22 protein-coding genes are annotated in these 25,628 nt (G+C 45.4%); 20 read left to right on the top strand and 2 right to left on the bottom strand.

The genetic code is table 11. The features are described 5' to 3' along the window. Positions 1 to 39 precede the first annotated feature (39 nt). The 7 genes from AS888_RS05585 (at position 40) to AS888_RS05555 (ending at position 7,604) form a co-directional block, all read left to right on the top strand. Complete coding sequence (locus tag AS888_RS05585; protein ID WP_061141192.1) at positions 40 to 903, top strand: YitT family protein; 864 nt, start codon at positions 40 to 42, stop codon at positions 901 to 903. 49 nt (positions 904 to 952) lie between these two features. Continuing rightward, complete coding sequence (gene cccB / locus AS888_RS05580) at positions 953 to 1,297, top strand: cytochrome c551 (RefSeq protein ID WP_061141191.1); 345 nt, start codon at positions 953 to 955, stop codon at positions 1,295 to 1,297. 299 nt (positions 1,298 to 1,596) lie between these two features. Next, complete coding sequence (ftsE, locus tag AS888_RS05575; RefSeq protein WP_061141190.1) at positions 1,597 to 2,283, top strand: cell division ATP-binding protein FtsE; 687 nt, start codon at positions 1,597 to 1,599, stop codon at positions 2,281 to 2,283. Further along, the gene (ftsX, locus tag AS888_RS05570) at positions 2,273 to 3,166 is read left to right on the top strand and encodes a permease-like cell division protein FtsX (RefSeq protein ID WP_061141189.1); all 894 of its coding nucleotides are present in this window, start codon (positions 2,273 to 2,275) and stop codon (positions 3,164 to 3,166) included. Before ftsE ends, ftsX begins: the two co-directional genes overlap by 11 nt. A gap of 93 nt (positions 3,167 to 3,259) precedes the next feature. Beyond that, complete coding sequence (locus AS888_RS05565) at positions 3,260 to 4,630, top strand: murein hydrolase activator EnvC family protein (protein ID WP_061141188.1); 1,371 nt, start codon at positions 3,260 to 3,262, stop codon at positions 4,628 to 4,630. Between the two features lie 142 nt (positions 4,631 to 4,772). Then, positions 4,773 to 6,197 (top strand): S41 family peptidase, encoded by a 1,425-nt coding sequence (locus AS888_RS05560; RefSeq protein ID WP_061141187.1) that lies wholly within the window; start codon positions 4,773 to 4,775, stop codon positions 6,195 to 6,197. Positions 6,198 to 6,410: 213 nt separating this feature from the next. Then, positions 6,411 to 7,604 carry a PDZ domain-containing protein gene (locus AS888_RS05555; protein WP_061141186.1) on the top strand — a complete coding sequence of 398 codons (1,194 nt, stop codon included), beginning with the start codon at positions 6,411 to 6,413 and terminating at the stop codon, positions 7,602 to 7,604. Positions 7,605 to 8,044: 440 nt separating this feature from the next. Here the strand turns inward: AS888_RS05555 and AS888_RS05550 are convergent, their stop codons facing one another. Next, on the bottom strand, positions 8,045 to 9,034 hold the full coding sequence (locus tag AS888_RS05550) for an ABC transporter substrate-binding protein (RefSeq protein ID WP_061141185.1): 990 nt from the start codon (positions 9,032 to 9,034) through the stop codon (positions 8,045 to 8,047). 186 nt (positions 9,035 to 9,220) lie between these two features. Here AS888_RS05550 and AS888_RS05545 point away from each other — a divergent pair, with 186 nt between their 5' ends. Continuing rightward, positions 9,221 to 10,225, top strand: a complete 1,005-nt coding sequence (locus tag AS888_RS05545; RefSeq protein ID WP_061141184.1) for a FecCD family ABC transporter permease — start codon at positions 9,221 to 9,223, stop codon at positions 10,223 to 10,225. Further along, a complete protein-coding gene (locus AS888_RS05540) occupies positions 10,222 to 11,277 on the top strand; it encodes a FecCD family ABC transporter permease (protein ID WP_061141183.1) in 1,056 nt (351 codons plus the stop codon). The genes AS888_RS05545 and AS888_RS05540 overlap by 4 nt, the downstream gene beginning before the upstream one ends. 196 nt (positions 11,278 to 11,473) lie before the next feature. Here AS888_RS05540 and AS888_RS05535 read toward each other — a convergent pair whose 3' ends face one another. Continuing rightward, a complete protein-coding gene (locus tag AS888_RS05535; RefSeq protein WP_061141182.1) occupies positions 11,474 to 12,007 on the bottom strand; it encodes a YceI family protein in 534 nt (177 codons plus the stop codon). A gap of 266 nt (positions 12,008 to 12,273) precedes the next feature. On the opposite strand from AS888_RS05535, the gene AS888_RS05530 reads away from it, so the two are divergent. From AS888_RS05530 to AS888_RS05480, 11 genes are all read left to right on the top strand, one after another. Further along, a complete protein-coding gene (locus AS888_RS05530; protein WP_260320124.1) occupies positions 12,274 to 13,851 on the top strand; it encodes a catalase in 1,578 nt (525 codons plus the stop codon). Between the two features lie 185 nt (positions 13,852 to 14,036). Next, positions 14,037 to 14,267, top strand: coding sequence for a CsbA family protein (locus AS888_RS05525; RefSeq protein WP_034309928.1), 231 nt, complete (start codon positions 14,037 to 14,039; stop codon positions 14,265 to 14,267). A 217-nt stretch (positions 14,268 to 14,484) separates the two neighbouring features. Next, the gene (gene uvrB / locus AS888_RS05520; protein ID WP_061141797.1) at positions 14,485 to 16,470 is read left to right on the top strand and encodes an excinuclease ABC subunit UvrB; all 1,986 of its coding nucleotides are present in this window, start codon (positions 14,485 to 14,487) and stop codon (positions 16,468 to 16,470) included. Positions 16,471 to 16,476: 6 nt separating this feature from the next. Next, complete coding sequence (gene uvrA / locus AS888_RS05515; RefSeq protein ID WP_061141180.1) at positions 16,477 to 19,356, top strand: excinuclease ABC subunit UvrA; 2,880 nt, start codon at positions 16,477 to 16,479, stop codon at positions 19,354 to 19,356. Positions 19,357 to 19,664: 308 nt separating this feature from the next. Next, the gene (locus AS888_RS05510) at positions 19,665 to 20,765 is read left to right on the top strand and encodes a DUF4097 family beta strand repeat-containing protein (protein ID WP_061141796.1); all 1,101 of its coding nucleotides are present in this window, start codon (positions 19,665 to 19,667) and stop codon (positions 20,763 to 20,765) included. A 255-nt stretch (positions 20,766 to 21,020) separates the two neighbouring features. Next, on the top strand, positions 21,021 to 21,392 hold the full coding sequence (locus AS888_RS05505) for an iron chaperone (protein ID WP_061141179.1): 372 nt from the start codon (positions 21,021 to 21,023) through the stop codon (positions 21,390 to 21,392). A 313-nt stretch (positions 21,393 to 21,705) separates the two neighbouring features. After that, the gene (gene hprK / locus AS888_RS05500; protein WP_061141178.1) at positions 21,706 to 22,641 is read left to right on the top strand and encodes an HPr(Ser) kinase/phosphatase; all 936 of its coding nucleotides are present in this window, start codon (positions 21,706 to 21,708) and stop codon (positions 22,639 to 22,641) included. Positions 22,642 to 22,665: 24 nt separating this feature from the next. Further along, the gene (lgt, locus tag AS888_RS05495) at positions 22,666 to 23,478 is read left to right on the top strand and encodes a prolipoprotein diacylglyceryl transferase (RefSeq protein WP_061141177.1); all 813 of its coding nucleotides are present in this window, start codon (positions 22,666 to 22,668) and stop codon (positions 23,476 to 23,478) included. Between the two features lie 30 nt (positions 23,479 to 23,508). After that, complete coding sequence (locus tag AS888_RS05490) at positions 23,509 to 24,450, top strand: nucleoside recognition domain-containing protein (protein ID WP_185113054.1); 942 nt, start codon at positions 23,509 to 23,511, stop codon at positions 24,448 to 24,450. Then, entirely contained in the window at positions 24,440 to 25,108 is a 669-nt protein-coding gene (gene ppaX / locus AS888_RS05485; protein ID WP_061141175.1) for a pyrophosphatase PpaX, read from the top strand. The genes AS888_RS05490 and ppaX overlap by 11 nt, the downstream gene beginning before the upstream one ends. After that, positions 25,105 to 25,623, top strand: coding sequence for an acyltransferase (locus tag AS888_RS05480; protein WP_061141174.1), 519 nt, complete (start codon positions 25,105 to 25,107; stop codon positions 25,621 to 25,623). Before ppaX ends, AS888_RS05480 begins: the two co-directional genes overlap by 4 nt. Positions 25,624 to 25,628 lie beyond the last annotated feature (5 nt).

The following is a 25,628-nucleotide window of genomic DNA, read 5'->3' as shown; positions in this document are numbered from 1 at the left end:
TACATAATGATGAATGATGGTTTGAGGAGATAATAAAGAATGAGAAAAAGATACAGGGAGCCGAAGCCCCCTTTGCTGCAAAAGTTAATCGAATATGGATTGGTAATCGTGGGTTCGGCCATAATTGCCATCGGTTTTAATGTTTTCCTGCTGCCCAATCAAGTTGCATCGGGTGGGGTCAGCGGGATCAGTACGATCCTCCGGTCCACTCTCGGCTGGGAGCCAGCCTATGTGCTGTGGGGGTTCAATATTCCTTTATTCATTGCGGGACTTATCATCCTGGGAAGGCATTTCGGAGCCAAAAGCTTGATTGGGACATTGTTTTTGCCTTTAGTGGTATTTCTGACAAAAGATTGGGATGCGTGGACGAATGATGCCCTGCTTGGGTCCATTTGCGGCGGGTTGATGGTCGGTCTTGGACTAGGCATTGTCTTTCGTGGGAAAGGCTCGACAGGAGGCACCGACTTAGCTGCGCAGATTTTTCACAAGTACACCCATATGTCACTGGGGATCTGTGTTGCCATTATCGATGGCATCATCGTATTAAGTGCCGCGATCGTTTTTGATATTGAAAAAGGGCTTTATGCCTTGATTGCATTGTATGTGACAAGTAAAACGATCGATCTTGTCCAAGTAGGGCTGAATCGATCCAAGATGGCCCTGATCATCACAAATAATGAACGTGATGTAAGGGACGCTATCATACATGAGCTGGATCGCGGGGTAACCGGTATATCCGGTTATGGCGGGTATACGGACGACACCCGTCCAATCATGATGTGTGTAATAGACCAGTCCGAATTCACCAAATTGAAACAATTGGTGAAACTCGTTGACCCTAAAGCGTTTGTAATCGTCACGGACGCATCGGAAGTGCTGGGGGAGGGTTTTAAACTGGAATGACATTGGTATAATGTTCTTGTATTGGTAATAGGAAGAGGGGGTAAATTCAATGAAAATGAAATGGGCAGCTTTAGTTTTGGGCACTTCTTTGGTATTGGCTGCATGTGGCGGGAACGATGATGCGTCCGATAAACAGCCGGCAGATACTGATCGTGGTGAAACGACAACGGCAGGTGCCGGTGATGCCGCCAAGATTTATGAAAACAAATGCTCGAGCTGCCATGCGGTGAATCTCGAAGGCGGCGTTGGACCGAATTTGACGAAAGTCGGCTCGAAGCTGACGAAGGCTGATATCGAAAAGGTCATTGCAAATGGGCAAGGTGCAATGCCAAAGGGTATCATCCAGGGAAAAGAAGCCAGCCTGGTCGCCGAATGGCTTGCAAAACATAAGTAAGTGATCGCCGAAACGTTCTGCACCAGCAGGACGTTTCATTAAGCATTCCCCTTATAAATCCCCGGTACCCCTCACATTTAATTCCTTATCAAACAAACAATTACTGGAAATATTACGTAGATGTTGATATATGACCGACTGAAATGAAACTGTAATATTATTAATGCTTAATTTGACAAAATTTGATGTTATAATGTGTCTGTGCTCAAGTAAGAGCGATTCCTGTCAGAATTCAGTGGAAATTGTCGAAAAAGCTGTAATTACATAAAGATAATTCAAGCAAATTAGGTGGTTTTAAAATGATAGAAATGATAGATGTGAAAAAGACATACCCAAATGGCGTCATTGCCATTAATGGGATCAACGTAAAAATCAAGCCAGGCGAATTCGTATATGTGGTAGGACCCAGCGGTGCCGGTAAATCGACCTTCATCAAGATGATGTACAGGGAAGAAAAGCCGACTAGTGGTAATATCTTGGTCAATGGACTTAGCCTGCCAAGTATCCGCAATTCGAAAGTTCCTCTATTCCGCCGCAATATCGGTATGGTTTTCCAGGATTTTAAACTCCTTCAAACATTCACAGCATATGAAAATGTGGCATTTGCCATGGAAGTCATCGAAAAGGAACCGGAAGAGATCAAAAAGAGAGTCATGGAAGTCCTTGATCTGGTTGGCATCAAGCATAAAGCAAGAATGCTGCCTTCGGAATTATCTGGTGGGGAACAGCAAAGGGTAGCGATTGCCAGGTCGATCGTCAATGATCCCAAGGTGGTCATCGCGGATGAGCCTACAGGGAACCTTGATCCTGAAACATCGTGGGAAATCATGAACATATTTGAAGAAATTAATAAACGCGGAACGACACTAGTAATGGCCACCCATAATAGGGACATCGTCAACAATATCAAACGACGTGTCATTGCCATTGAAAGTGGAAAAATCGTTCGCGATGAACATCGAGGTGATTACGGATATGAAATTTAGAACATTGCTCCGTCACTTCCGTGAAAGTTTTAAAAATATTGGCCGTAATGGATGGATGACGTTCGCTTCAGTAAGTGCAGTAACGGTAACTCTAACATTGGTAGGCGTCTTTTTAGTACTCATGATGAATTTGAATCATATCGCGGGAAATGTGGAGAAGGATGTCGAAGTTCGCGCACATATAGATAATGCAGCGAATCAAAACGATATAAAAGCAATCGGAAAAAAAATTACGGAGATGGATGGCATTGAATCAGTCATTTTCTCCCCAAAAGATGAAGAGCTTACGAATTTGATAGATGATCTAGGTGATAATGGCGAAGCTTTTAAACCATTTGAACAGGACAACCCGTTAAGGGACGTTTATATCATCAAAACGAAATCTCCGCAAGATGTCATCAAGGTGGCAAAAAAGATCGAAGGCTTTGATTATATCCAAAGCGTCAAATATGGCCAAGGATACGTCGAGAAGCTATTCAGCTTCGTGAATATTGCGAGAAACATAGGGATCGTCCTCATTGTAGGTTTACTATTCACTGCAATGTTCCTGATTTCAAATACGATCAAAATCACAATTGTAGCTAGAAGAAAAGAAATCGAGATCATGAGATTGGTAGGGGCAACGAACACATTCATTCGCTGGCCATTCTTCCTCGAGGGGCTTTGGCTGGGAATACTCGGCGCAATCGTGCCGATAGGCCTGATTTCCGTACTCTATTACAATCTTTATAAATATGCAGCACCGCAGATTACGTTCAAGTTCGTAGAGCTTCTTCCTGCAAACCCATTTATTTATCAAGTATCGGCAATCCTCATCGTGATAGGTGCCGTCATCGGGATATGGGGCAGCTTGATGTCCGTCAGGAAATTCTTGAAAGTATAAAAGTTGCTCCTTTTATTAAAAAAGAAGCTTGGTATAGATAGAGAGACGTTGCAAGGCAATTGATGTGACGGGATTGAAAGGGGATATGAAACGTTGAAAAAAAATATCATTGCCATGAATGCTTCCATCATGATTGGTTTAGGAAGCCTTCTGGCAGTACCATCCGTTCATGCTGAGTCCATATCGGATCTGGAAAAGCAGAAAGAATCGATTCAGGAAAAACGTTCAGGTGTTGAATCGAACATTTCAGACACGGAGAAGAAAATCGATAACCTTCAGGATAAGCAAATGACTGCAGAAGAACAAATCGATGCAATCGAAGCGAAAATTGCAGAATCCACCAAAAAAATCGATGCTAAAAATGCTGAAATTACACAAACGAAAGACGAAATCGAAGCATTGAAAAAAGAGATTAAAGTGTTGAAGGAACGGATCGCCAAACGTAATGAAGTATTGAAGGAGAGGGCACTTTCTTTCCAGGAAACCGGCGGGGATGTCAACTACCTTGAAGTGCTATTCGGATCATCAAGTTTTGGAGATTTAGTGGACCGTGTCGGAGCTGTAGCAACGATCGCTGAGGCCGACCGGGATATTCTGAAGCAGCATGAACTTGATAAAAAAGATCTTGAAGAAAAACAAAATGCTGTTGAAACGAAGCTTGCTAGTTTGGAAGTGGCAAAAGCTGAACTATTGGAAATCCAAAAGCAGCAAAAACAGCAAAAGCAGGAAAAGGACGCTTTAGTCAAGCAACTGAAGGAACAAACTAAAAAGCATGAAGACGAGAAGATGGGCTTAGAGGAAGAAAAGGCGAACCTTTCCGCTCAGGAAAAAGCCATCAAATCAGCCATCAGCCTAGAACATCAACGTCTTGCGGAATTGGAAGCCGCCCGTAAAAAAGCGGCAGCCGAAGCAAAAAAACGTGCAGAGCAGGAAGCGGCACAAGCAGCTGCAAAAGCAGCATCACAAGCGTCGGAATCCAAGCAACAATCTTCTCCGGCACCTAGCGCAAAAAGCAGTTCAGCGCCAGCTCCTTCGTCCCATGTAAGTGAAGTCCCTGCGGTATCATCGGGTACATTCACAAGACCGAGTGCAGGATATGTATCTTCGACAATGGGTGAACGCTGGAATAAACAGCATGCCGGCATTGATATTGCTGCTAGTGGAACGGTTCCGGTTGTAGCGGCAGCCGACGGGGTCGTAAGCCGTTCTTACCACTCCAGTACATACGGAAACGTCGTCTTCGTTACCCATTCAATCGGTGGGCAGCAATGGACTACGGTTTATGCACATTTACGCTCTAGACAAGTAAGTGAGGGCGCTGTGGTTGCCAAAGGCCAACAAGTGGGCATCATGGGGAACACAGGCCATTCATTTGGACAGCATTTGCACTTCGAGCTGCATAAAGGTGCATGGAATTATAGCAAATCGAATGCTGTCAATCCATTAAACTATATACCTAATTAATACCCCATATTATTGCAGTAAAACAGACCAGGATAAATTCCTGGTCTGTTTTTTTATGTTCATTCACCATTACCCTCAGGGAATATTCTTGCCTGGCGCCACATATAGTGGAATACATATCAGGTCAGAAATGGGGATAAATATGGTCAAAAAATGGGTTCTTCCGCTAGCCATCATCATATCACTAGCCATTGGAGCAGTGGGGGGCATATATTGGACAAACCTCCCGGATAAACAGGAAACAAACCCTGAAAGCCCAGCCGTATCCAAGGATAAGGAATGGGCAAAAGTGGAGCAAGCTTATGGCTTGATCGTCAGTGAGTATGTCGAGCAGGTGGATGGCTCCCGTTTGGTGGAAGGGGCGATCCAGGGCATGCTATCATCTTTGAAAGATCCTTATTCCGTTTATATGGACAAGGAGACCGCCAAGCAATTCAATGAAACCCTGGATTCCTCTTTCGAAGGGATAGGGACTGAAATCGGCATGGAAGATGGCAAGGTCATCATCGTTTCTCCTTACAAGGATTCGCCAGCCGAAAAGGCGGGCTTGAAGCCGAAAGACCAAATCCTTAAGGTGAATGGAGAGAGTGTCGAGGGCTTGGATCTGTATGAAACACGCCTGAAAATTCGGGGCGAAAAGGGCTCACCCGTCAAAATGGAAGTAAAGCGAGCGGGGGTTTCCAATCCCCTTGAGTTCAATATGGTGCGTGCTGAAATACCGCTGGATACCGTTTTTTCATCCGTTAAAGAAGTGGGCGGGGAACAGATTGGCTACATCGAGTTAACCACTTTCTCGGAAAATACGGCGGCAGATTTCAAAAAGCAGATGAAGCAGTTAGAAAAGAAAGGGATTAAAGGCTTGGTCATAGATGTACGCGGCAATCCAGGCGGCCTTCTTTCAAGTGTGGAAACGATTCTTGGAGAGTTCATTACAAAAGAAAAACCGTTTTTGCAAATAGCCGAACGAACGGGCGAAAGGCAATCGTTTTTTACAACCCTCAAGAAAGCGAAAGATTATCCCATTGCAGTCTTGACGGATAAAGGGAGCGCCTCTGCCTCGGAAATCCTAGCTGGAGCGATGCAGGAGGCGGGAGGCTACCCATTGATCGGGGAGAAGACCTTCGGGAAAGGGACCGTGCAGCAGGCTGTACCGATGGGGGATGGCAGCAAGATTAAACTTACACTGTATAAGTGGCTGACACCTTCAGGGAACTGGATCCATAAAAAAGGGATCGAACCGACGATCAAGGTGAAGCAGCCGGAATACTTTAATGCCCATCAGCTTGCGGTCGAAGGGGTGTTCGAGCGCGACATGAACGATGAACAAATCCAATATGCCCAAAGCATTCTGAAGGGACTTGGGTTTGAAACGGGACGCGAAGACGGCTATTATGATTGGAATACGGAAATTGCCGTAAAAGCCTTTCAAAAGCAGTATGACCTGAAAGTGACAGGAAAGCTGGATGCGAAAACCGCAGCCCATTTGGAAAGTGCGATTCTGGAAAAAATCCAAGATGAAGACAATGATATTCAGTTAAGAACGGCTTTGAACTATCTCGTGAAATGATAAAAGGAGGTGCCGCCCCTGAAGCGGTGCCTTTTCTTTGTTTGGTGCCAGCTATTTCCGCATCATGAAAAGAATGCGGAACAAACTTGCGATAAAGCTAATTTTTCTGCATCTTGATAGGCATGGAGGTTACATTTTTGATAGAATAGGAGGTAACTGACAAGAACGAATTGCACAACTATTTAATTACCCATTGAGGATGGTGGAAAGAAATTGACAACGGATTGGCTGACTGCATGCATGATGGGATTAGGAAAGCTATTCCTTCATCCTTTGCTTTATATTTCGATTGCCTATTGTTTATTCATCGGCTATCTTCGCGTTAAACGGGAACGCCATGATTTTAATACGAAGGTCTACAGGATTTCCATGGAAATGCGGTCGTTGTTGCCTCATGGATTGATATGGGGGTTGATTCTTTCATGCTTAACGCTTGCATCAGGAATGACCATTCCATTGGCAGCGATGTTCATCATGGCCGGTGTAACGATTTTGGCTGTACTGACCATGAACAGGAGGGTAATCTCACCCGTATATACAGTGGGAATCACCTTCTTCATCCTTTTCTTTTTATATGATAGGAACATCAAGCTGCCGATATTGCAGGATGCCATGAATCAGCTCGATCGGTCCATCTATCCGACACTTGTTATCTTGATAGGGCTTTTGCTAATTGCTGAAGGATTTTTAATGGTTGGCAACGGCAGCAAAAAGGTCTCCCCTCAGCTGCAGGTGTCAAAGAGGGGGCAGCCGATAGGTGTTTACGTTTCACAAAGGATCTGGCTAATCCCGATGTTCGTCATGATACCGGGAGGACATCTTCCGGCGCCCTTCGAATGGTATCCGGTTTTTTCGATCGGGGATATGGCGATATCGCCAATTGTGCTGCCATTTTTAATCGGTTTCAAGCAGAAAGTTCACGGAACGCTTCCAGAGCAGGCAATCAGGGCACATGGGAAAAAGGTCGGAGCTTTAGGAATGGTGATTACAGGCATGGCCATCATTGGCTACTGGTACCCGGTGCTGGCGGTCATAACGGCCGTATTGGCAATGGTTGGACGTGAATTCCTGCACTACTCCCAGAAGGCGATGGATGAAAGGCTTCCTTTTTATTTTTCAAAAAGCAAGCTCGGTGTCCAGATCTTAGGCGTCATCCCTCAGTCCCCTGCTGATAAAATGGGACTAGTCAAAGGCGAGATCATTTCGAAAATCAACGGGGTCATCGTCAGGGAAGAAGAAGAGCTATACAGGGCGCTCCAAATCAACAGAGCCCATTGCAAGCTCGAGGTCATCGATAATAATGAACAGATTCGATTCGTGCAAAGAGCGTTATTTGATGGCGAGCATTATGAATTGGGCATCCTGTTCGTTGACGATCAACTGAAGGAAAGAGGACAAGCGGGTTAACGGCAAACCCGGCAAACCTGACCGTCCACAGGTAAAATAGGACAGGATGGACTCTTTGAAAATAAAGTTTAACAACTTGAAGGAGATGCTGTCTGTATTTTGCAGGCGGCATTTTTTTTAGGTTCCAACGAAGGGTGAGAGACTGTCGCTTAGGAAATGCGCGTATACGTGAGACCCCAGAGACGAAAGCGCCGAGGAAGTTTTCGGACCGCCTTTGGGTAAGCGAGCGCCTGTAGTGGAAAGAAGCGGTCTAAGTATAAACCTCCAAAACTGGGAGCAAGCAGAATCTGATCATATGGAGTGAAGAGCAATGGAACGGATAAAGTCCGATCCTGCAAAACCGTGGGTAATCGGAAAACAAAAGCACCCTACAGGATAGACTTTTCAAAATGTCTATTCTATAGGGTGCTTTTTTAGCTAGTTTTGCTGGATCGTAATCCTTACTTTTCTAGCATGATTTTTTCTAGATCGTCCAACATTTTATTAGCGGCAATGACTCCACCCGCTGTATTCCATGTTGCATCACTTACTTCGTGGGCATTACCTTTTTTGACTGCATCAAGGTTTTTCCAAAGCGGATCGTTTGTCCACTCTTTTGCAGTGCTAAGAGCTTGTTTGTCTCCTTCAGGAGCGTAAGTGAAGTAGAAGAGGATATCTCCGTCCATTTTAGGAATGACTTCTTTGCCTACCTCTATCGCAAGGTTGCCAAGTTTATTATCAGCAGTGAACAGTTCCTTCTGTTGTTCAGCACGTTTGAAGCCTAATTGGTCGAAAATCACTCCAGAGAATGAATCCGTATAATAAATGCGTGTAGTTCCAGCCATGAAACGGACGATGGAAACTTCTTGATTTACCTTGTCACCCAATTTAGCTTTAAGATCTTCAACGTGTTTATCGAATTGTGCAATGACGTCATTTCCTTTATCTTCAAGGTTGACGGCTTTTGCGTAAAGCTTAAAGTTTTCTTTCCAATCTCCTCTAAGCGTTTCCGAAAAGACGGTCGGGGCGATTGCACTTAATTTATCATAAATCGCTTCTTGGCGGATCTTGCTGCCGATGATCAAGTCTGGTTTAAGTGATGCGATTTTCTCTAAGTTCACTTCATGTTCAACACCGACTACTTCGACCCCATCCATATCAGCTTTAATATGGTCATACCAAGGGTCGCCAAGCCAAGATTGTACGGCACCAACAGGTTTGATTCCTAAAGCGAGTAATGCCTCAGTACCTTCATTCGTCAAAACGACTACTCTTTTTGGCGCTTTTTTCAAATCAGTCGAACCCATTGCGTGCTCGATTGTATAGCTTGTATCCTCTTTTTTATCAGCAGTGTCAGTTCCTGACTTCTTATCTCCCGAGTTTCCGCATGCTGCAAGCAGGAAGACTGCGAATATTGTAAAAATTGTGAATAATGACTTGATCCTGAACATTTATGTATCCCTCCCAATAATAAGCAAATGATAATCATTCGCACTTAACAGCCTCATCATAAAATGAATATACTTTTCTGTCAATATATAATTGAAAATGATTATCAAAATCGTTGACATGATTCCGATGACGCCAGTACAATTAAGTAAACTAGTAAATAAACATGATTGGATAGGTAACTGGATATGTTATTGAAAAATACATGGCAGAAATGGATGGGGCTATTCATTACCATACTTTTGCTGCTTTTTTTACTGTGCTCAAGCATTGTATACGGTTATACGAATACTACATGGCACATGGCCATTGATGCTTTCACCCATTTCGATGGGTCGAACGAACATATCGTGATCCAATCTGTCAGACTTCCGCGTGCCTTGATCGCTTCGGCGATAGGTGCAAGTTTGGCTATTTCAGGGGTGCTGATGCAAACATTGACTAAAAACCCTCTCGCTTCACCGGATATATTCGGAGTCAACGCCGGCGCGGGCTTGGCGGTAGTCACGGGCATCACCATTTTTGGGGTAAGCAATCTCCAAATATTCACCTGGTTATCTTTCATCGGGGCCGCAATCGCGGCAACAAGTATATATATGATAGGAAGCATGGGACGGGGCGGTTTGACACCGATGAAGCTGACTTTGGCTGGAGCAGCGATGTCCGCGATGGTAGCTTCACTGACGCAAGGTCTCCTGGTTTCCAATGAGGCACTATTGGATCAAGTTTTGTTCTGGCTTGCCGGATCGGTTTCCGGCCGGAGTCTTGATAATTTAGTTGCGGTCCTTCCTTACCTTATCGTTGGATGGGGACTGGCCTTGATCGTTTCCGGAAAAATGAATGTGTTATCCATGGGTGAAGATGTGGCAAAAGGTCTCGGATTGAATGTCGTTATTCTAAAATCGGTCCTGGGGCTGGCAATCATCCTGCTCGCCGGTGGATCCGTTGCGGTGGCGGGACCGATAGGGTTCATAGGAATTGTCGTCCCTCATCTTACCCGTTATATAGTAGGAACCGATCATCGCTGGCTGATTCCATTTTCCGGACTACTCGGGGCGGTGCTTTTACTTGCAGCCGATATCCTCTCCAGGTATATCCTGATGCCCAGGGAAGTTCCCGTCGGAGTCATGACGGCGATCATTGGCACCCCATTCTTTATTTACATAGCTAGAAAGGGGTTCGGCAGCCGATGAAGTCATATAAGAGCTTTCGTTTATTTAATGAAAAAATATCATTCTTAATGGATAAAAAAGCGATGATCATTGTTTTCATATTATTTTTGGTCACTTCCTCAGTATTTGTACTCAGCACTGGATTGGGTGAAATGAATATCCATCCATGGAATGTCCTGCAGGTCTTATTCGGAGGGGGAACGGATGGTGATCGCCTGATCATCCAATCCTTTCGACTGCCGAGAATCATCGTTGCCCTTTTGGTAGGGATGGGTCTTGCAGTAGCGGGAGGGATTCTTCAGGGGATGATCCGAAATCCGCTTGCCTCACCCGATATCCTGGGAATCACGGGAGGGGCGACAGTGGCTGTCGTTGGCTTCATGGCTGTTTTTAGCGATAAGAATCATTCTTTGACGGTGAGCATCAATTGGCTGCCGTTAGCTGCCTTCATCGGCGCCACAATCGTAGCATTGCTCGTGTATGCTTTAGCCTGGAAAAATGGCGTTCCCCCGATAAGGCTTGTGTTGATCGGAATCGGGATAATGGCTTTAATGAAGGCGCTCACGACGATGATGATGATTCTAGGCCCGGTCTATCAAGCTAGCCAGGCAAACCTCTGGATTACGGGATCCGTTTCCAACTCTACATGGAATAATATCGCCATACTGGCGCCATGGACGTTTCTGTTTCTGCTGATTGCCTTTCTGTATGCGAGGAATATAAATTTACAGGAGCTTGGTGATGACCTGGCGACGGGTCTTGGCGGGCATGTTCAAAAACAGCGGTTCATATTATTGATGATCAGTACGGCCTTGATTGGCGGTGCCACGGCTTTTGCTGGAGGAATAGGCTTTGTCGGATTAATGGCACCCCACATGGCAAGAAGGCTGGTAGGATCGAGCTTTGGCGTACTGTTGCCCGCATCGGCCTTGCTTGGCGGCATCCTTGTCATGATAGCGGATTTGATTGGACGCACCTTGTTCTCCCCGCTGGAAATACCAGCCGGTGTCTTTACGGCAAGCATAGGGGCCCCATATTTCATATATTTACTTTATCGAACGAGAAATGCGTAAAAAAAGAAGCAGCCGATCAACTAAACTGTACACTATGTAAAGGACATGAAAAAAAGATGATCCCTGTATGGAACGGGATCATCTTTTTTTTATCCCGCTGGCCTCTATACTTATTCCTGCAGTACATTCAGTGTACAAAAAAAGACCCTGAAGGGCAGCCACTTATTTAAGTGTCTGCTCTTCAGGGTACAATTCATTAAGCTTCTTTAGCTGCCTCGATGTCGAGGGTAAGAGTGATCTGATCGCCAATAAGGACGCCGCCCGTTTCCAATGCTGCGTTATAAGTTAAACCATAATCACTGCGTTTAACTTTTCCTTTTCCGCTAAATCCTGCTTTTTCATTTCCCCACGGATCTTTTCCTTGGCCTTCAAAGGTGATCGCAAAGGTTTCTTCTTTAGTCATTCCATTAAGGGTTACATTTCCAGTTACATCGTATTCGTCGTCATCCGTTTTCACGATTTTCGTTGACTTGAATGTTAATGTTGGATTATTTTCTACATGGAAGAAGTCAGCAGACCGCAGGTGATTATCTCTGTCTGCATTACGGGTGTCAATGCTGGCTACATCTACGGTGAAATCGATTTCTGCAGTAGTCAGATCAGTTGGGTCCGCTGAAATGTTTGCGCTGAATTTATTGAAGCTGCCTTTAACTTTAGCGATCATCATATGTTTTACGGAAAATTCAATCGTACTGTGTGTCGGGTCGATCGTCCAATTCGTGTTTGTCATGATTATTCCTCCTAAAAATTAATCTTGAAATTATTTATCTTTAATTTGAGATATTTGAACTTAATGTAATTATAAGAGGTAATGAAGAGGGTGTCAACCGAAATCTTTTCCTGTATTTTGAAAACAAGGGAAATCCCTGTGAATCAAGGTGCGGGGGCTTTCCTTGTGATGCCCTTAAAATTAAATGAAAGTTTCTAGAGTTAAATGAAGGGAATAGGGGAAAGTAAAGAGATATTATGGTTTATATTAACAAAGGAGGGATTTTTTTGTCTAATAAATCCAAAAAAACAAATGACGATTCCAAAGAAACATTGACGAACAGGCAAGGCCACCCTGTAACGAATAACCAGAGCCTTCGAACGGTGGGGAACAGGGGGCCAAGTACACTGGAAAACTACGATTTCCTGGAAAAGATCAGCCATTTCGATAGGGAGAGAATTCCTGAACGGGTCGTGCATGCCCGCGGTGCAGGTGCCCATGGCTATTTTGTTCCGACTGGTAAAGCAGGGGACGAGCCGATATCAAAATATACGAGGGCGAAGGTGTTTCAGGTGGAAGGCAAAAAAACACCGGTATTCGTAAGGTTTTCATCTGTTATCCATGGCGGGACATCCCCGGAAACGTTACGTGATCCGAGGGGGTTTGCCGTGAAATTTTATACGGAAGATGGGAACTGGGATCTTGTCGGGAATAATCTGAAAATCTTTTTTATCCGTGATGCGATGAAATTCCCGGATTTGATCCATGCCTTCAAACCGGATCCGGTCACGAACATTCAAGATGGGCGTAGGATTTTCGATTTTTGCTCGAGTTCTCCGGAAACCTTTCATATGGTCACGTTTTTATTTTCCCCTTGGGGCATTCCAGCCAATTATCGCATGATGCAAGGTTCAGGCGTCAATACGTACAAATGGGTGAATGAAGAAGGGAAAGCCGTACTCGTCAAATATCACTGGGAGCCGAAGCAGGGCATCAAGAATTTGACCCAGAAGGAAGCCAATGAAATTCAAGCAACGAATTTCAATCATGCCACACAGGATCTATATGAAGCAATCGAACGGGGGGAGTTTCCCGAATGGGATCTGAATGTACAGATCATGAGTGATGATGATCACCCTGAGTTGGACTTCGATCCGCTCGATGATACAAAGATTTGGCCAAAGGATGAATTCCCATGGCTGCATGTCGGCACGATGGTATTGGATAGAAATCCGCAGGACTATTTCACTGAAGTCGAACAGGCTGCATTCGGTACGGGCGTCTTGGTGGATGGCCTTGACTTTTCGGATGACAAGATGCTTCAGGGGCGTACCTTCTCATACTCCGATACACAACGCCACCGTGTGGGGGCGAATTACCTGCAATTGCCGATCAATGCTCCAAAGAAGCCAACGGCCACGAATCAGACTGGCGGACAAATGCAATATGAAGTGGGCAGAGGCAACCAAAGCCCCCACATAAACTATGAACCATCAACCGTAGGAGGCTTGAAAGAAGCTGAGCAAACGGGTAAGGAGTATACCCCTTTCGTAGAAGGGAAATTGGTTCGTGAGACAATCGATCGCCAAAGCAATACGAAACAGGCTGGTGAAACGTACCGTGAATTCGAAGATTGGGAAAGGGACGAATTGATCGCCAATTTGGTATCGGCTTTGGCACCGGCAGACCGGCGCATCCAAGAAAAAATGATCTCCCTCGCAAAAGAGGCCGATGAAAATTATGGCCGCAGACTTGAAGCGGGACTGGATTCCGCTTCCGAACATACGGAATCCTCCAAACCGATGGGAGGGACGGATGACCCAGGGGACGCTGCCAGAGAAGGACATGAAGCGGATCCATATTGATCGTGAAAGAAGCGAACTTCCTTTTTTGGGGGTTTGCTTCCTTTTCGTTATGGAGATAATTTTAAAGTGGTTCAAATGTTCTTTTACCGGTCATCGGAAATCAAGCAGGAAATAGATTGGCAAAAAACTTCATAATCATTTAAACTGAAATTACTCTATTTTTCTCTTACAAAGGAGATGAAAAAATGATTAAAATTCTTTCTGCCCTTTTCCTTCCTTGTCTACTTGTCATGCTTTTTTCAAGGGTCACCTACAACAATGTCGTCGGTCTTGTGTTGACGGTTGCCTTGATAACAGCATCTGCATATAAAGGTTATACACATACGAACTTATTGATCATCGTTGATGCATTATCCCTGACAGTTGGATTCTGGCTATCGAAACGAATGATGAAACGAACATCCAAGAGCGCCTGACACCAGAGGTGCTTTTTTTGTACTCGGCTTGTCTTCACATATGAAGCGACAAAGGATATTAACTTAAAAATAGAATGCGTGTTCGCTTATTGCTGGTTTGTTTTGAGCTTGTTGTGGTAGAATGTGTATATATACTTTCTTAAACCGGAATAAATAGAAGGGATAGGAACATATCCCGTTTTTCATATAAAAATATTTCAATAGGAGGCTATGCTTGGTGAAGGATAAGTTTGAGTTAGTCTCAAAATACTCTCCTCAAGGAGATCAACCTGCAGCAATTGAATTGCTTGTCAATGGCATCAAAGAAGGAAAGGACATGCAGACATTATTGGGGGCGACGGGAACAGGGAAAACGTTCACCGTTTCCAATGTCATTCAGCAAATCAATAAACCGACGCTTGTCATTGCCCACAATAAAACGTTGGCAGGGCAGCTTTACAGTGAGTTCAAAGAGTTTTTTCCCAACAATGCCGTTGAGTACTTCGTAAGCTATTATGATTACTATCAGCCAGAAGCCTATGTCCCATCCACCGATACTTTCATCGAAAAAGATGCAAGCATCAATGATGAGATCGATAAACTTCGCCACTCGGCCACTTCGTCTTTGTTCGAAAGGAAAGATGTCATCATCATTGCCAGTGTATCCTGCATTTATGGGCTCGGCTCCCCGGAAGAATACCGGGAGATGGTGGTTTCTCTCAGAACAGGCATGGAAATGGACCGGAATGCCCTGCTGCACAGGCTCGTGGACATTCAATATGAACGGAATGACATAGCTTTCCAGCGCGGGACCTTCCGCGTACGCGGCGACGTGGTCGAAATTTTCCCGGCCTCCCGCGATGAACATTGCGTACGAGTCGAGTTTTTCGGAGATGAGATTGACCGGATCCGGGAAGTCGATGCACTGACCGGTGAAATTACCGGTGAGCGCGAACATATTGCCATTTTTCCTGCTTCCCACTTCGTAACCCGCGAAGAGAAAATGAAAGTCGCGATACAGAATATCGAGCTGGAATTGGAAGAACGCTTGAAGGAATTAAGGGAAGATGAAAAACTCCTTGAAGCCCAGCGCTTGGAGCAACGGACCCGTTATGATCTGGAAATGATGCGGGAAATGGGCTTTTGTTCAGGGATCGAGAACTATTCCCGCCATTTGACGCTCCGTCCGGCAGGTGCGACGCCATATACGTTAATCGATTATTTTCCAGAGGACTTCCTGTTGGTCGTTGATGAGTCCCACGTGACCCTTTCACAAATCAGGGGCATGTTCAATGGGGACCAGGCACGGAAGCAGGTGCTTGTCGATCATGGCTTCCGCCTCCCGTCCGCGAAGGATAACCGGCCGCTGAGATTTGAGGAATTCGAGAAAAAGGTCCATCAATCGATATTCGTTTCCGCGACACCGGGACCATATGAGCTCGAGCATACACCTGAAATGGTCGAGCAAATCATCCGTCCTACCGGTTTGCTTGACCCAACCATCGAGGTTCGTCCAATTGAAGGGCAGATAGATGACATGATCGGAGAAATCCAGGAACGTGTCAAAAAGAATGAACGTGTCCTGATCACCACTTTAACGAAAAAGATGTCCGAAGACTTGACGGATTATTTGAAGGAAATCGGCATCAAGGTTCAATACCTTCATTCGGAAGTGAAAACCTTAGAAAGAATAGAAATCATCCGCGAGCTGCGAATGGGCAAATATGATGTACTCGTCGGAATCAACCTCTTGCGGGAAGGATTGGATATACCGGAAGTGTCGTTAGTGACCATCCTCGATGCCGATAAAGAAGGATTCCTTCGCTCGGAGCGGTCGCTCATCCAAACGATGGGCCGTGCTGCACGTAATGCCAACGGGCATGTCATCATGTACGCGGACCGCATCACGAATTCGATGGAGCTTGCCATCAATGAAACGAAGCGGCGCCGCGAAATTCAGGAGCAATATAATGAAGTGCACGGAATCCTGCCGCAAACCATTCAAAAGGATATCCGTGACTCCATCAGGGCTACACATGTGGCGGAAGAAGGGGAAGAGTACAAAGAAGATCTTGCGCCAAGCTTTGCGAAGCTCCCTAAAAAAGAGCGCCTGAAAGTGATGGAAAGCATGGAAAAAGAAATGAAGGAAGCAGCAAAGGCGCTGGACTTCGAGCGTGCTGCCGAGCTGCGTGATTTATTACTAGAGTTAAAAGCGGAAGGGTGACGAAACATGGCAATGGATAAGATTGTGATCAAAGGCGCAAGGGCCAACAATTTAAAGAATATTGATATCACGATACCGAGGGACAAACTTGTCGTCCTTACTGGATTATCTGGATCTGGAAAGTCTTCCTTGGCCTTTGATACGATTTATGCAGAAGGGCAAAGACGTTATGTGGAATCATTGTCCGCTTATGCGCGTCAATTTTTAGGTCAGGTGGATAAACCGGATGTCGATGCGATTGAAGGGTTATCACCTGCCATTTCCATAGACCAGAAAACGACCAGTCGCAATCCCCGATCAACCGTAGGGACCGTTACGGAAATCTATGATTATTTAAGGCTGTTATATGCACGTGTCGGCAGGCCTACCTGTCCGATCCACAATATAGAAATCAGCTCCCAAACGATTGAGCAAATGGTGGACCGCATCCTTGATTATCCTGAGCGCACCAAGCTTCAAGTATTGGCCCCGATAGTCTCTGGCAGGAAAGGGACACATGCGAAGGTCTTGGAGGAAGTCAAGAAACAAGGATATGTCCGCATTCGTGTGAATGGGGAAATGCATGATTTAAGTGATGAAATCGTACTGGAAAAAAATAAAAAGCATTCGATCGAAGTGATCATCGACCGGATCGTCATTAAAGAGGGCGTTAGGGCCAGGCTTGCCGATTCATTGGAAAGTGCGTTGAAGCTTGGTGAAGGCAAGGTCATCATTGACGTCATGGGTGAGGAAGAACTGCTGTTCAGTGAGAATCATGCTTGCCCATATTGCGGGTTTTCGATTGAGGAATTGGAACCAAGGATGTTCTCCTTCAATAGCCCGTTTGGCGCCTGCCCTGATTGTGATGGTTTAGGAGCAAGGCTTGAAGTGGACCGGGACCTGGTCATCCCGGATAAGGATTTAACCTTGCACCAACATGCCATTGCCCCATGGGAACCGACAAGCTCACAATATTATCCTCAGCTGCTTGAGGCGGTAGCCAACCATTATGGAATCGATATGGATGTGCCCGTTAAAGAATTGCCTGAGGATAATATGGATAAGATTTTAAATGGCTCAGGCAAAGACAAGATTTATTTCCGCTATAAGAATGATTTTGGAAGAGTGCAAGAAGGGTATATTACCTTTGAGGGCATCTTAAGAAACATCGAGAGGCGTTTCAAGGAGACGAGCTCGGATTATATCCGTGAGCAAATGCAAAAATACATGTCAGAGCACCACTGTCCAACCTGTAAGGGCCATCGTTTGAAAAAGGAAAGCCTGGCCGTGCTCATCCAAGGGGTCCATATAAGTGAAACGACCGCTTTATCGGTTGAAGATGCCTTGATATTTTTCGATGAGCTTGATTTGACGGAAAAAGAGGCCGCGATCGCCAGGCTGATTTTACGGGAAATTCGCGAGCGGCTCGGTTTTTTGGCTAATGTTGGTTTGGAATATTTGACGTTGAGCAGGGCTGCCGGGACATTATCAGGCGGTGAAGCGCAGCGTATCAGATTGGCAACGCAGATTGGTTCCCGGTTGACGGGAGTGCTGTACATTCTGGATGAGCCTTCTATCGGACTTCATCAGCGGGATAACGACCGCTTGATCGAAACGTTGAAAAATATGCGTGAAATCGGAAACACCTTGATCGTTGTCGAGCACGATGAAGATACGATGCTTGCTGCCGATTATTTGATTGATGTCGGACCTGGGGCAGGGGCCCATGGAGGGGAAATCGTGGCCGCCGGCACTCCGGAGGAAGTCATGAACAATCCTGACTCGTTGACGGGTCAATATTTGGCAGGGAAGAAATTCATCCCCTTGCCATTGGAGCGCCGTAAAAACGACGGCCGTGTCATTGAAATAAAAGGTGCCAAGGAAAATAACCTGAAGAATGTGAATGTGAAGTTCCCGCTTGGCGTCTTTACCGCCGTGACTGGAGTTTCGGGTTCGGGTAAGAGTACATTAGTGAATGAGATCCTTCATAAGTCATTGGCCCAAAAGCTGAATCGTGCAAAAGCCAGACCAGGGGACTTTCGTGAAATCAAGGGGATTGAGCATTTGGATAAGGTCATTGATATCGACCAGTCCCCGATTGGAAGGACCCCGCGTTCAAATCCAGCCACGTATACAGGCGTATTTGATGATGTTCGTGATGTTTTTGCGACAACGAACGAAGCGAAAATCCGCGGTTATAAAAAAGGCCGTTTCAGTTTCAATGTGAAGGGCGGCCGCTGTGAAGCCTGCCGCGGCGATGGCATCATCAAGATCGAAATGCATTTCCTTCCGGATGTCTATGTTCCATGTGAAGTCTGCCATGGAAAACGGTATAACCGGGAAACGCTTGAAGTGAAATATAAAGGGAAAAACATTTCAGATATCCTTGATATGACAGTGGAGGAAGGCGTCAGCTTCTTTGAAAATATCCCGAAAATCAAACGGAAGCTCCAAACGATATTTGATGTGGGCTTGGGTTATATTAAGCTTGGACAGCCAGCCACGACATTATCAGGCGGTGAAGCACAAAGGGTGAAGCTTGCTTCTGAATTGCATCGCCGTTCGACCGGACGCTCCTTCTATATCCTGGATGAACCGACTACCGGGCTCCATGTCCATGACATTGCAAGGCTGCTTGAGGTGCTGCAGCGCCTGGTTGACAACGGCGATACCGTTTTAGTGATTGAGCATAACCTTGATGTCATCAAAACGGCGGACCATATCATTGACCTGGGACCGGAAGGCGGGGACAAGGGCGGAACGATTGTCACCTATGGTACACCTGAGAAAATATGTGAGGTTTCCGAATCATACACGGGCAAATATTTAAAGCCAGTATTGACGCGTGACCAAATCCGCATGGAAAACTTGATCGAAGCAAAAGAACAAGAGCATGAACATGCATGAAAGGGAGCGAGCCATTAGGCTTGCTCCCTTTTGGTTTTGGGAAGAATCGGCCCAAGGTCAACGTCGCCATGATCTTCGCGTTTTCCTGCAGGCTGCCTGTTATTTTGTAGAAAAATGAAAGTTAGCATTTAATCAATCATTTGATTAAATGCTGGGAAAGCAGAATATTTCCGGGGGAATATCATATTTTCCGTTTCGGAGAATGTCAGTTCACTTTGTCGAATGATGGTAAAAACAGGATTTATGAAACTTTTTAGATATCTAGGCGTATGTATGAATAAAATGATAGAAGAAAGTGAGGAATGTTCATGCAGGAGGAAAGAAAGAAGATTCTAGAAATGATTCAGGATGGAAAGCTATCCGCGGACGAAGCCATGGGCCTATTGGAAGAATTGGAGAAAGCCAGTCAGGAAAGTGAAGCAAAAGGGCAGGTACTGCAAAATGAATTATCGACTGTAGTCGTGGAAAAGAAAAGTGAAGGAAGCACTCAGGATACGTTTAAGAAGAATATCCAGTCATCGAAAGATAAGATTCTTGATTTCGTTGAGAGTGCTTTTAAGAAAATAAAAGATACCGACCTTGATTTCAACTTCGGCAAATCAGTGGAAGTCAGCCATATTTTTCAGCATGATTATGATTTCCTGAACGAAGTGGATGTCGATATAGCAAATGGAAGAATAAAAATCGCGACTTGGGATCAGCAGGATGTCCGGGTTGAATGTCAGGCAAAGGTATACCGGGTGGAAGATATCGAAGCTGCGAGAAAAAGTTTCCTGGATGAAGTGGAATTTTCGATTAAGCATGGAAAGATCACATTCAAGGTCAGCGAAAAAGCGGTGAAGGTCGATACGATGATGTATATCCCCAGGAAGGAGTATGAGGACATACAGGTAAGAATGTTCAATGGTGCCATCACGACTGAGTCCTTGAAATCAGAGAACCTTAAAGCCAAAACCGCGAATGGAGCGATTCATATCCTGCAAGGTAATGGTGATTCGTGTGTACTGGAAACCGGTAACGGGACGATCACCATATCAGATACGAACTTTACTGACCTGGAAGCGGAGACTTTAAACGGCGCGATTAAAGCTGATGGATACTTCAAGAAATTGGATGTCCAAACATTCAATGGCGAAATCGTTTGTCATAATTCAGGAATGGATTGCGATTCCATACATGCGAAGTCAATTACTGGAAAGGTCCAGCTGAACCTGCCGCCGGGTAAGGCGATTGAAGGAGAGCTGAAATCCAATTTGGGCAGTTTTAACGTGACCCTGGAAGGGATGACCATCATCGAGGAGAAAAGTGATGTTGTCCAAAAGGTTCTTAAGTTCAAGACGGTTAAAGAAGAGGTTCCTTTGCTTCACGTGTTTGCAGAAACAAAAACCGCAGCGATCACGGTTTCCTGATGAAAAGCCCGCCAATTCGAATTGGCGGGCTTTTTAGATCGAGATGGGGACTCTGGGGATCGGGTTGAAATAAGGTTGCACCGTGCCGGACCGTTGGATATGATTGTCTAAAGGATAGTTGCCAGTGATAGTAAAGTGACCACTCTTGCATCTGCAAGAGCAACTTAAAATCTATAAAAAGCCTGCGGACTTTGGTGATTCTTACTGACCGATGCGGCAGGGCGTATAAGATTTTTTTAGAAAGGAGAGAAGGATATGGACGTTTTTTCTGAGTATTTGGACAATATCGCTAACCCAGAGCATAGGGTGCGAACGGAAGAGGTTTTGGCTTGGGTAAGTGGGACATTCCCAAATTTAACCCCGAAGATTGCGTGGAATCAGCCTATGTTCACCAATCATGGCACATATATTATCGGCTTTAGCGTAGCTAAACATCATCTGGCAGTAGCCCCTGAAACGGCAGGGATTAATCATTTTTCCAATGAAATTGTAGAGGCTGGCTATGATCATACAAAGCAGTTGGTACGTATCCGGTGGGATGGTCCGGTTGATTTTGCATTACTAGAGAAAATGATCGAGTTTAACATTATGGATAAGGCAGACTGTTCAACTTTTTGGCGGAAATGAAAAACCTCCTCGGTTCGGTCGCTTTAATCGTACCCAACCATATCTAGTCATTTTATCAGGTTACCCACACATTCCGTTCAGGCTTTTTTCAGAATGTGTGGCTCTTTTCTATTGTTTCATCGCTTTATTCAAACCGTATTCCAGACCGGCACTTGAATCATCCCGTACGCTTGCGGGCTTTTTTCGTTTGAAAGTTAAGTGAAACAAAAAAAACGTTAAATAAGATCATGCTTTGTTTGGTTATTAACAGAAAAATGCTAAAATAGTAAAAGTATCTCGAAAAACAGCATCGCTCCAGAAGGAGGAAAGATATATGGCAAAAGTCCGTACAAAGGATATCGTTGAAGCGTTGGGTCTAGAGCTCATCAGTGGGGAAGAAGGAATTAACCGACCGATCGTCACAAGTGATTTATCTCGTCCTGGTCTTGAAATAGCCGGTTTTTTTGATTATTATCCTGCCGATCGGGTTCAGCTTTTAGGGATGACGGAGATGTCCTTTTTTAATCGCCTGAATGAAGCGGATCGTGTACAGAGAATGGAAGAGCTGTGCAGGGACTTTACTCCAGGCATCATCATCACCCGCGGTCAGGAAGTGCCGCAGGAGTTGATTGAAGCTTCTGAACGGGAATCGGTTCCCGTAATGAAATCGAATATGAAGACAACACGGTTATACAGCCGTCTGACCAATTTTCTTGAAAGCAAGTTGGCACCGACCACGGCGGTTCATGGTGTATTGGTCGATATATATGGCTTAGGTGTTTTGATTACCGGGAAAAGCGGTGTGGGGAAAAGTGAGACGGCCCTGGAATTAGTGAAACGGGGGCATCGCCTCGTCGCTGACGATTGTGTTGAAATCCGCCAGGAAGACCAGGATACATTGGTCGGGAACGCCCCGGATTTAATTGAACACCTTCTTGAAATAAGAGGCTTGGGAATCATCAATGTCATGACGCTGTTTGGGGCTGGCGCAGTCCGCAGCAATAAGAAGATATCAATTGTCATCAGCTTGGAGCTATGGGAAAAAAACAAGCAATATGATCGTGTAGGCCTTGATGAAGAAAAAATGAAGATCATCGATACGGAAGTGACGAAAATAACCGTACCTGTTCGTCCAGGTCGAAATTTAGCCGTCATCATTGAAGTGGCAGCCATGAATTATCGCCTGAAGAAGATGGGGGTCAATGCGGCAGAACAATTTTCGGATCGCTTGAATCATGCGATTGCCGATCCGGAACTTGAAGAATTTTAAACGGTATGGAAAAGAGGGGTCATAATGGAACAAGGAATACAGCCGCTGAATCCGATTGCGATCGATCTTGGACCGATCCAGGTTCACTGGTATGGACTGATCATCGGGTTCGGTGTGTTATTGGGACTTATCATTGCTTTGAGGGAATCGGAGCGAAGAGGTCTTGATAAGGAAATCTTTACGGATTTGATTTTGTTTGCCGTCCCGGTCGCCATCATCTGTGCCCGCATTTATTATGTCATTTTCCAGTGGGAGTACTATTCACAAAACCCAGGGGATATCATAAAAATATGGAATGGCGGAATTGCCATTCACGGTGCACTAATTGGATCGGTGCTGACCACTATCGTTTTTGCCAAGGTGAAGAAGGTCTCGTTTTGGAAGCTGGTCGATATTGCCGCTCCGAGCCTATTGCTGGGGCAGGCGATTGGGCGCTGGGGTAATTTCATGAATCAAGAGGCCCATGGCGGAGAGGTAACGAGGTCCTTCCTGGAAAATATGCACTTGCCGGAATTCATCATTAATCAAATGTACATAAATGGTACGTATTATCACCCGACCTTTTTGTATGAATCGCTTTGGAATATCATCGGGGTCATCATCCTTTTAAGTCTGCGAAAAGTGAACTTGCGCAGGGGAGAGCTCTTTTTGACCTATGTATTATGGTATTCAGTCGGCCGTTTTTTCATCGAAAGCTTGCGGACGGATAGCTTGATGCTGACGGAGTCACTGCGAATCGCACAAGTGATCTCCATCGCTTTGGTAGCTGCAGCCTTAGCCCTTATCATTTATCGAAGGGTAAGCGGGAAAGCCGACAAAAGATATATGGATGCATAGGGATCAACAGTAAGGGGAGAGGACATAGTGATAGGGAATTCGGTTAAAAAGGGGCTTCTTTCTGGCTTGAATACAACCTGGTCGTTGGGCAAGGTGATATTTCCGGTCACGCTGATCGTCACCGTGCTTCAATTTACGCCTGTATTGCCGTGGATCATCGGGGTGATAGCGCCCCTGATGAATCTCATCGGTCTTCCAGGGGACGCTGCGATACCGCTCGTATTAGGGAATTTCCTGAACCTATATGCTGCGATTGCCGGTATCTTGACGCTCGATCTGACCGTGAAAGAAGTATTCATCATCGCGATGATGCTATCATTTTCACATAATTTATTGATTGAATCAGGCGTGGCGATGAAAACCGGAGTCAAGCTGTGGATCATCCTGACAGTCCGGGTCGGGCTTGCTCTCTTGTCAGCTATCGTCATTAACCTTGTTTGGCATGGCGGATCAGAAATGGCTCAAGGGATGGCCATCGGGGAAACGGCCGAGGTTAACGGAATGGGCGCAATCCTTATTCACGGCGTCGTTCAGGCACTTTCCGGCATCGCCCAGCTTGCGGTCATCGTGATTCCGCTTATGGTCGTGGTTCAAATCATGAAAGATTTAAAATGGCTGGAAGCCTTCTCGAAAGCACTCGCTCCGTTCATGAAAGTGCTGGGCATGAAGCAGAATGCTTCCATGCCATTCGTGACAGGGCTTACCCTCGGCTTGGCATATGGGGCAGGCGTAATGATCCAAGCAGCGAAAGAAGACAACGTCTCGAAGAAGGATATGACCATTGCCTTCATCTTTTTAGTGGCCTGTCATGCTGTCGTTGAAGACACATTAATTTTCATCCCACTGGGCATTCCGGTCTTGCCGTTGTTAGTTATTCGGTTGCTCACCGCCATCGTTCTAACGATGGTCGTTGCGTATATTTGGAATCGGTCTGACAGTGTACAGAGAAAGGAAGCTGTATATGAGCAGTAACATAAATACATTATTATTCGATCTTGACGGCACTTTGATCAATACAAATGAGTTGATCATTGCATCTTTTACTGAAACGTTAAACCATTTTTGTCCCGGTCAGTTCAAGCGGGAGGATATCATTCCATTTATCGGTCCGACCTTGACCGATACGTTTACGTCGATTGACCCGGAGCGGGTGAAGGAAATGATCGCTTTCTATCGCGAACATAACTGGAAGAACCATGATGCCCTCGTGACACAGTTTGACGGAGTCTATGAAACCGTCCAAACGTTGAAGCAGGCCGGCTATAAATTGGCGGTCGTTACGACGAAGAAACGCGATGTCGTCGAAAAGGGACTGCGACTAAGCAATCTTGATCAGTTTTTTGAAGTCGTGGTCACGCTGGACGATGTGGAAAACGCAAAGCCTGATCCAGAGCCACTAGTAAAGGCGCTCAATCAGCTTGGCTCTGTTCCTGAAGAAGCGATCATGGTTGGCGACAGCTATCATGATATCCTGGGCGGGAAGAATGCAGGTACAAAAACGGCAGGAGTGGCCTGGTCGATTAAAGGCCGGAAGTATCTGGAGAGTCATCAACCGGATTATATGCTTGAAAATATGGCTGATCTCCTGAATATCGTCGAGATTGAAAACCTCACGGAGGCTAAAAGATGAGACGCACGACCCGCCATCCAGTTGAAGGGGCTAACTCATTATGGCATGTGTACAAGACGGTTCCCTTCTGGAAGGTGGTAAAGAACTTTATCGTGATCCAGCTAGCCCGTTATACACCATTTCTAGGCATGAAGAATTGGCTTTACAGGACATTTTTGCAAATGAAGGTCGGAAAGCATACTTCCTTTGCCTTGATGGTCATGCCTGATGTGATGTTTCCGGAGAAAATATCAGTGGGTAAGAATACAGTCATTGGTTACAATACGACGATCCTTGCCCATGAATATTTAATTAGGGAATATCGTCTGGGAGAAGTGATTATTGGGGATGAAGTGCTCATTGGGGCCAATTCGACCATTCTTCCGGGCCTGACCATTGGTGATGGGGCGATTGTCTCGGCAGGAACTCTTGTCCATAAGGATGTCCCGGAGGGGGCTTTCGTCGGAGGCAATCCAATGAAGGTCATTTATACGAAAGAGGAAATGCTTGAGCGTGATCAGCTAACGTCCATATGAAAAGG

It is taken from the genome of Peribacillus simplex (genome assembly GCF_001542915.1).
In the GTDB taxonomy this organism is placed as follows: Bacteria; Bacillota; Bacilli; order Bacillales; family DSM-1321; genus Peribacillus; species Peribacillus simplex_B.
The sequence above is the reverse complement of the archived record's forward strand: the minus strand, read 5'-3'. Positions and strand labels throughout refer to the sequence as shown.

What these genes read in the sequence shown, in the direction of transcription:
- AS888_RS05585 (WP_061141192.1), top strand. Translation starts at nt 40, where the DNA reads ATGAGAAAAAGATACAGGGAGCCGAAGCCCCCTTTGCTGCAAAAGTTA.
- cccB (WP_061141191.1), top strand. Translation starts at nt 953, where the DNA reads ATGAAAATGAAATGGGCAGCTTTAGTTTTGGGCACTTCTTTGGTATTG.
- ftsE (WP_061141190.1), top strand. Translation starts at nt 1,597, where the DNA reads ATGATAGAAATGATAGATGTGAAAAAGACATACCCAAATGGCGTCATT.
- ftsX (WP_061141189.1), top strand. Translation starts at nt 2,273, where the DNA reads ATGAAATTTAGAACATTGCTCCGTCACTTCCGTGAAAGTTTTAAAAAT.
- AS888_RS05560 (WP_061141187.1), top strand. Translation starts at nt 4,773, where the DNA reads ATGGTCAAAAAATGGGTTCTTCCGCTAGCCATCATCATATCACTAGCC.
- AS888_RS05550 (WP_061141185.1), bottom strand. Translation starts at nt 9,034, where the DNA reads ATGTTCAGGATCAAGTCATTATTCACAATTTTTACAATATTCGCAGTC.
- AS888_RS05545 (WP_061141184.1), top strand. Translation starts at nt 9,221, where the DNA reads ATGTTATTGAAAAATACATGGCAGAAATGGATGGGGCTATTCATTACC.
- AS888_RS05540 (WP_061141183.1), top strand. Translation starts at nt 10,222, where the DNA reads ATGAAGTCATATAAGAGCTTTCGTTTATTTAATGAAAAAATATCATTC.
- AS888_RS05535 (WP_061141182.1), bottom strand. Translation starts at nt 12,007, where the DNA reads ATGACAAACACGAATTGGACGATCGACCCGACACACAGTACGATTGAA.
- AS888_RS05525 (WP_034309928.1), top strand. Translation starts at nt 14,037, where the DNA reads ATGATTAAAATTCTTTCTGCCCTTTTCCTTCCTTGTCTACTTGTCATG.
- uvrA (WP_061141180.1), top strand. Translation starts at nt 16,477, where the DNA reads ATGGCAATGGATAAGATTGTGATCAAAGGCGCAAGGGCCAACAATTTA.
- AS888_RS05510 (WP_061141796.1), top strand. Translation starts at nt 19,665, where the DNA reads ATGCAGGAGGAAAGAAAGAAGATTCTAGAAATGATTCAGGATGGAAAG.
- AS888_RS05505 (WP_061141179.1), top strand. Translation starts at nt 21,021, where the DNA reads ATGGACGTTTTTTCTGAGTATTTGGACAATATCGCTAACCCAGAGCAT.
- hprK (WP_061141178.1), top strand. Translation starts at nt 21,706, where the DNA reads ATGGCAAAAGTCCGTACAAAGGATATCGTTGAAGCGTTGGGTCTAGAG.
- lgt (WP_061141177.1), top strand. Translation starts at nt 22,666, where the DNA reads ATGGAACAAGGAATACAGCCGCTGAATCCGATTGCGATCGATCTTGGA.
- ppaX (WP_061141175.1), top strand. Translation starts at nt 24,440, where the DNA reads ATGAGCAGTAACATAAATACATTATTATTCGATCTTGACGGCACTTTG.
- AS888_RS05480 (WP_061141174.1), top strand. Translation starts at nt 25,105, where the DNA reads ATGAGACGCACGACCCGCCATCCAGTTGAAGGGGCTAACTCATTATGG.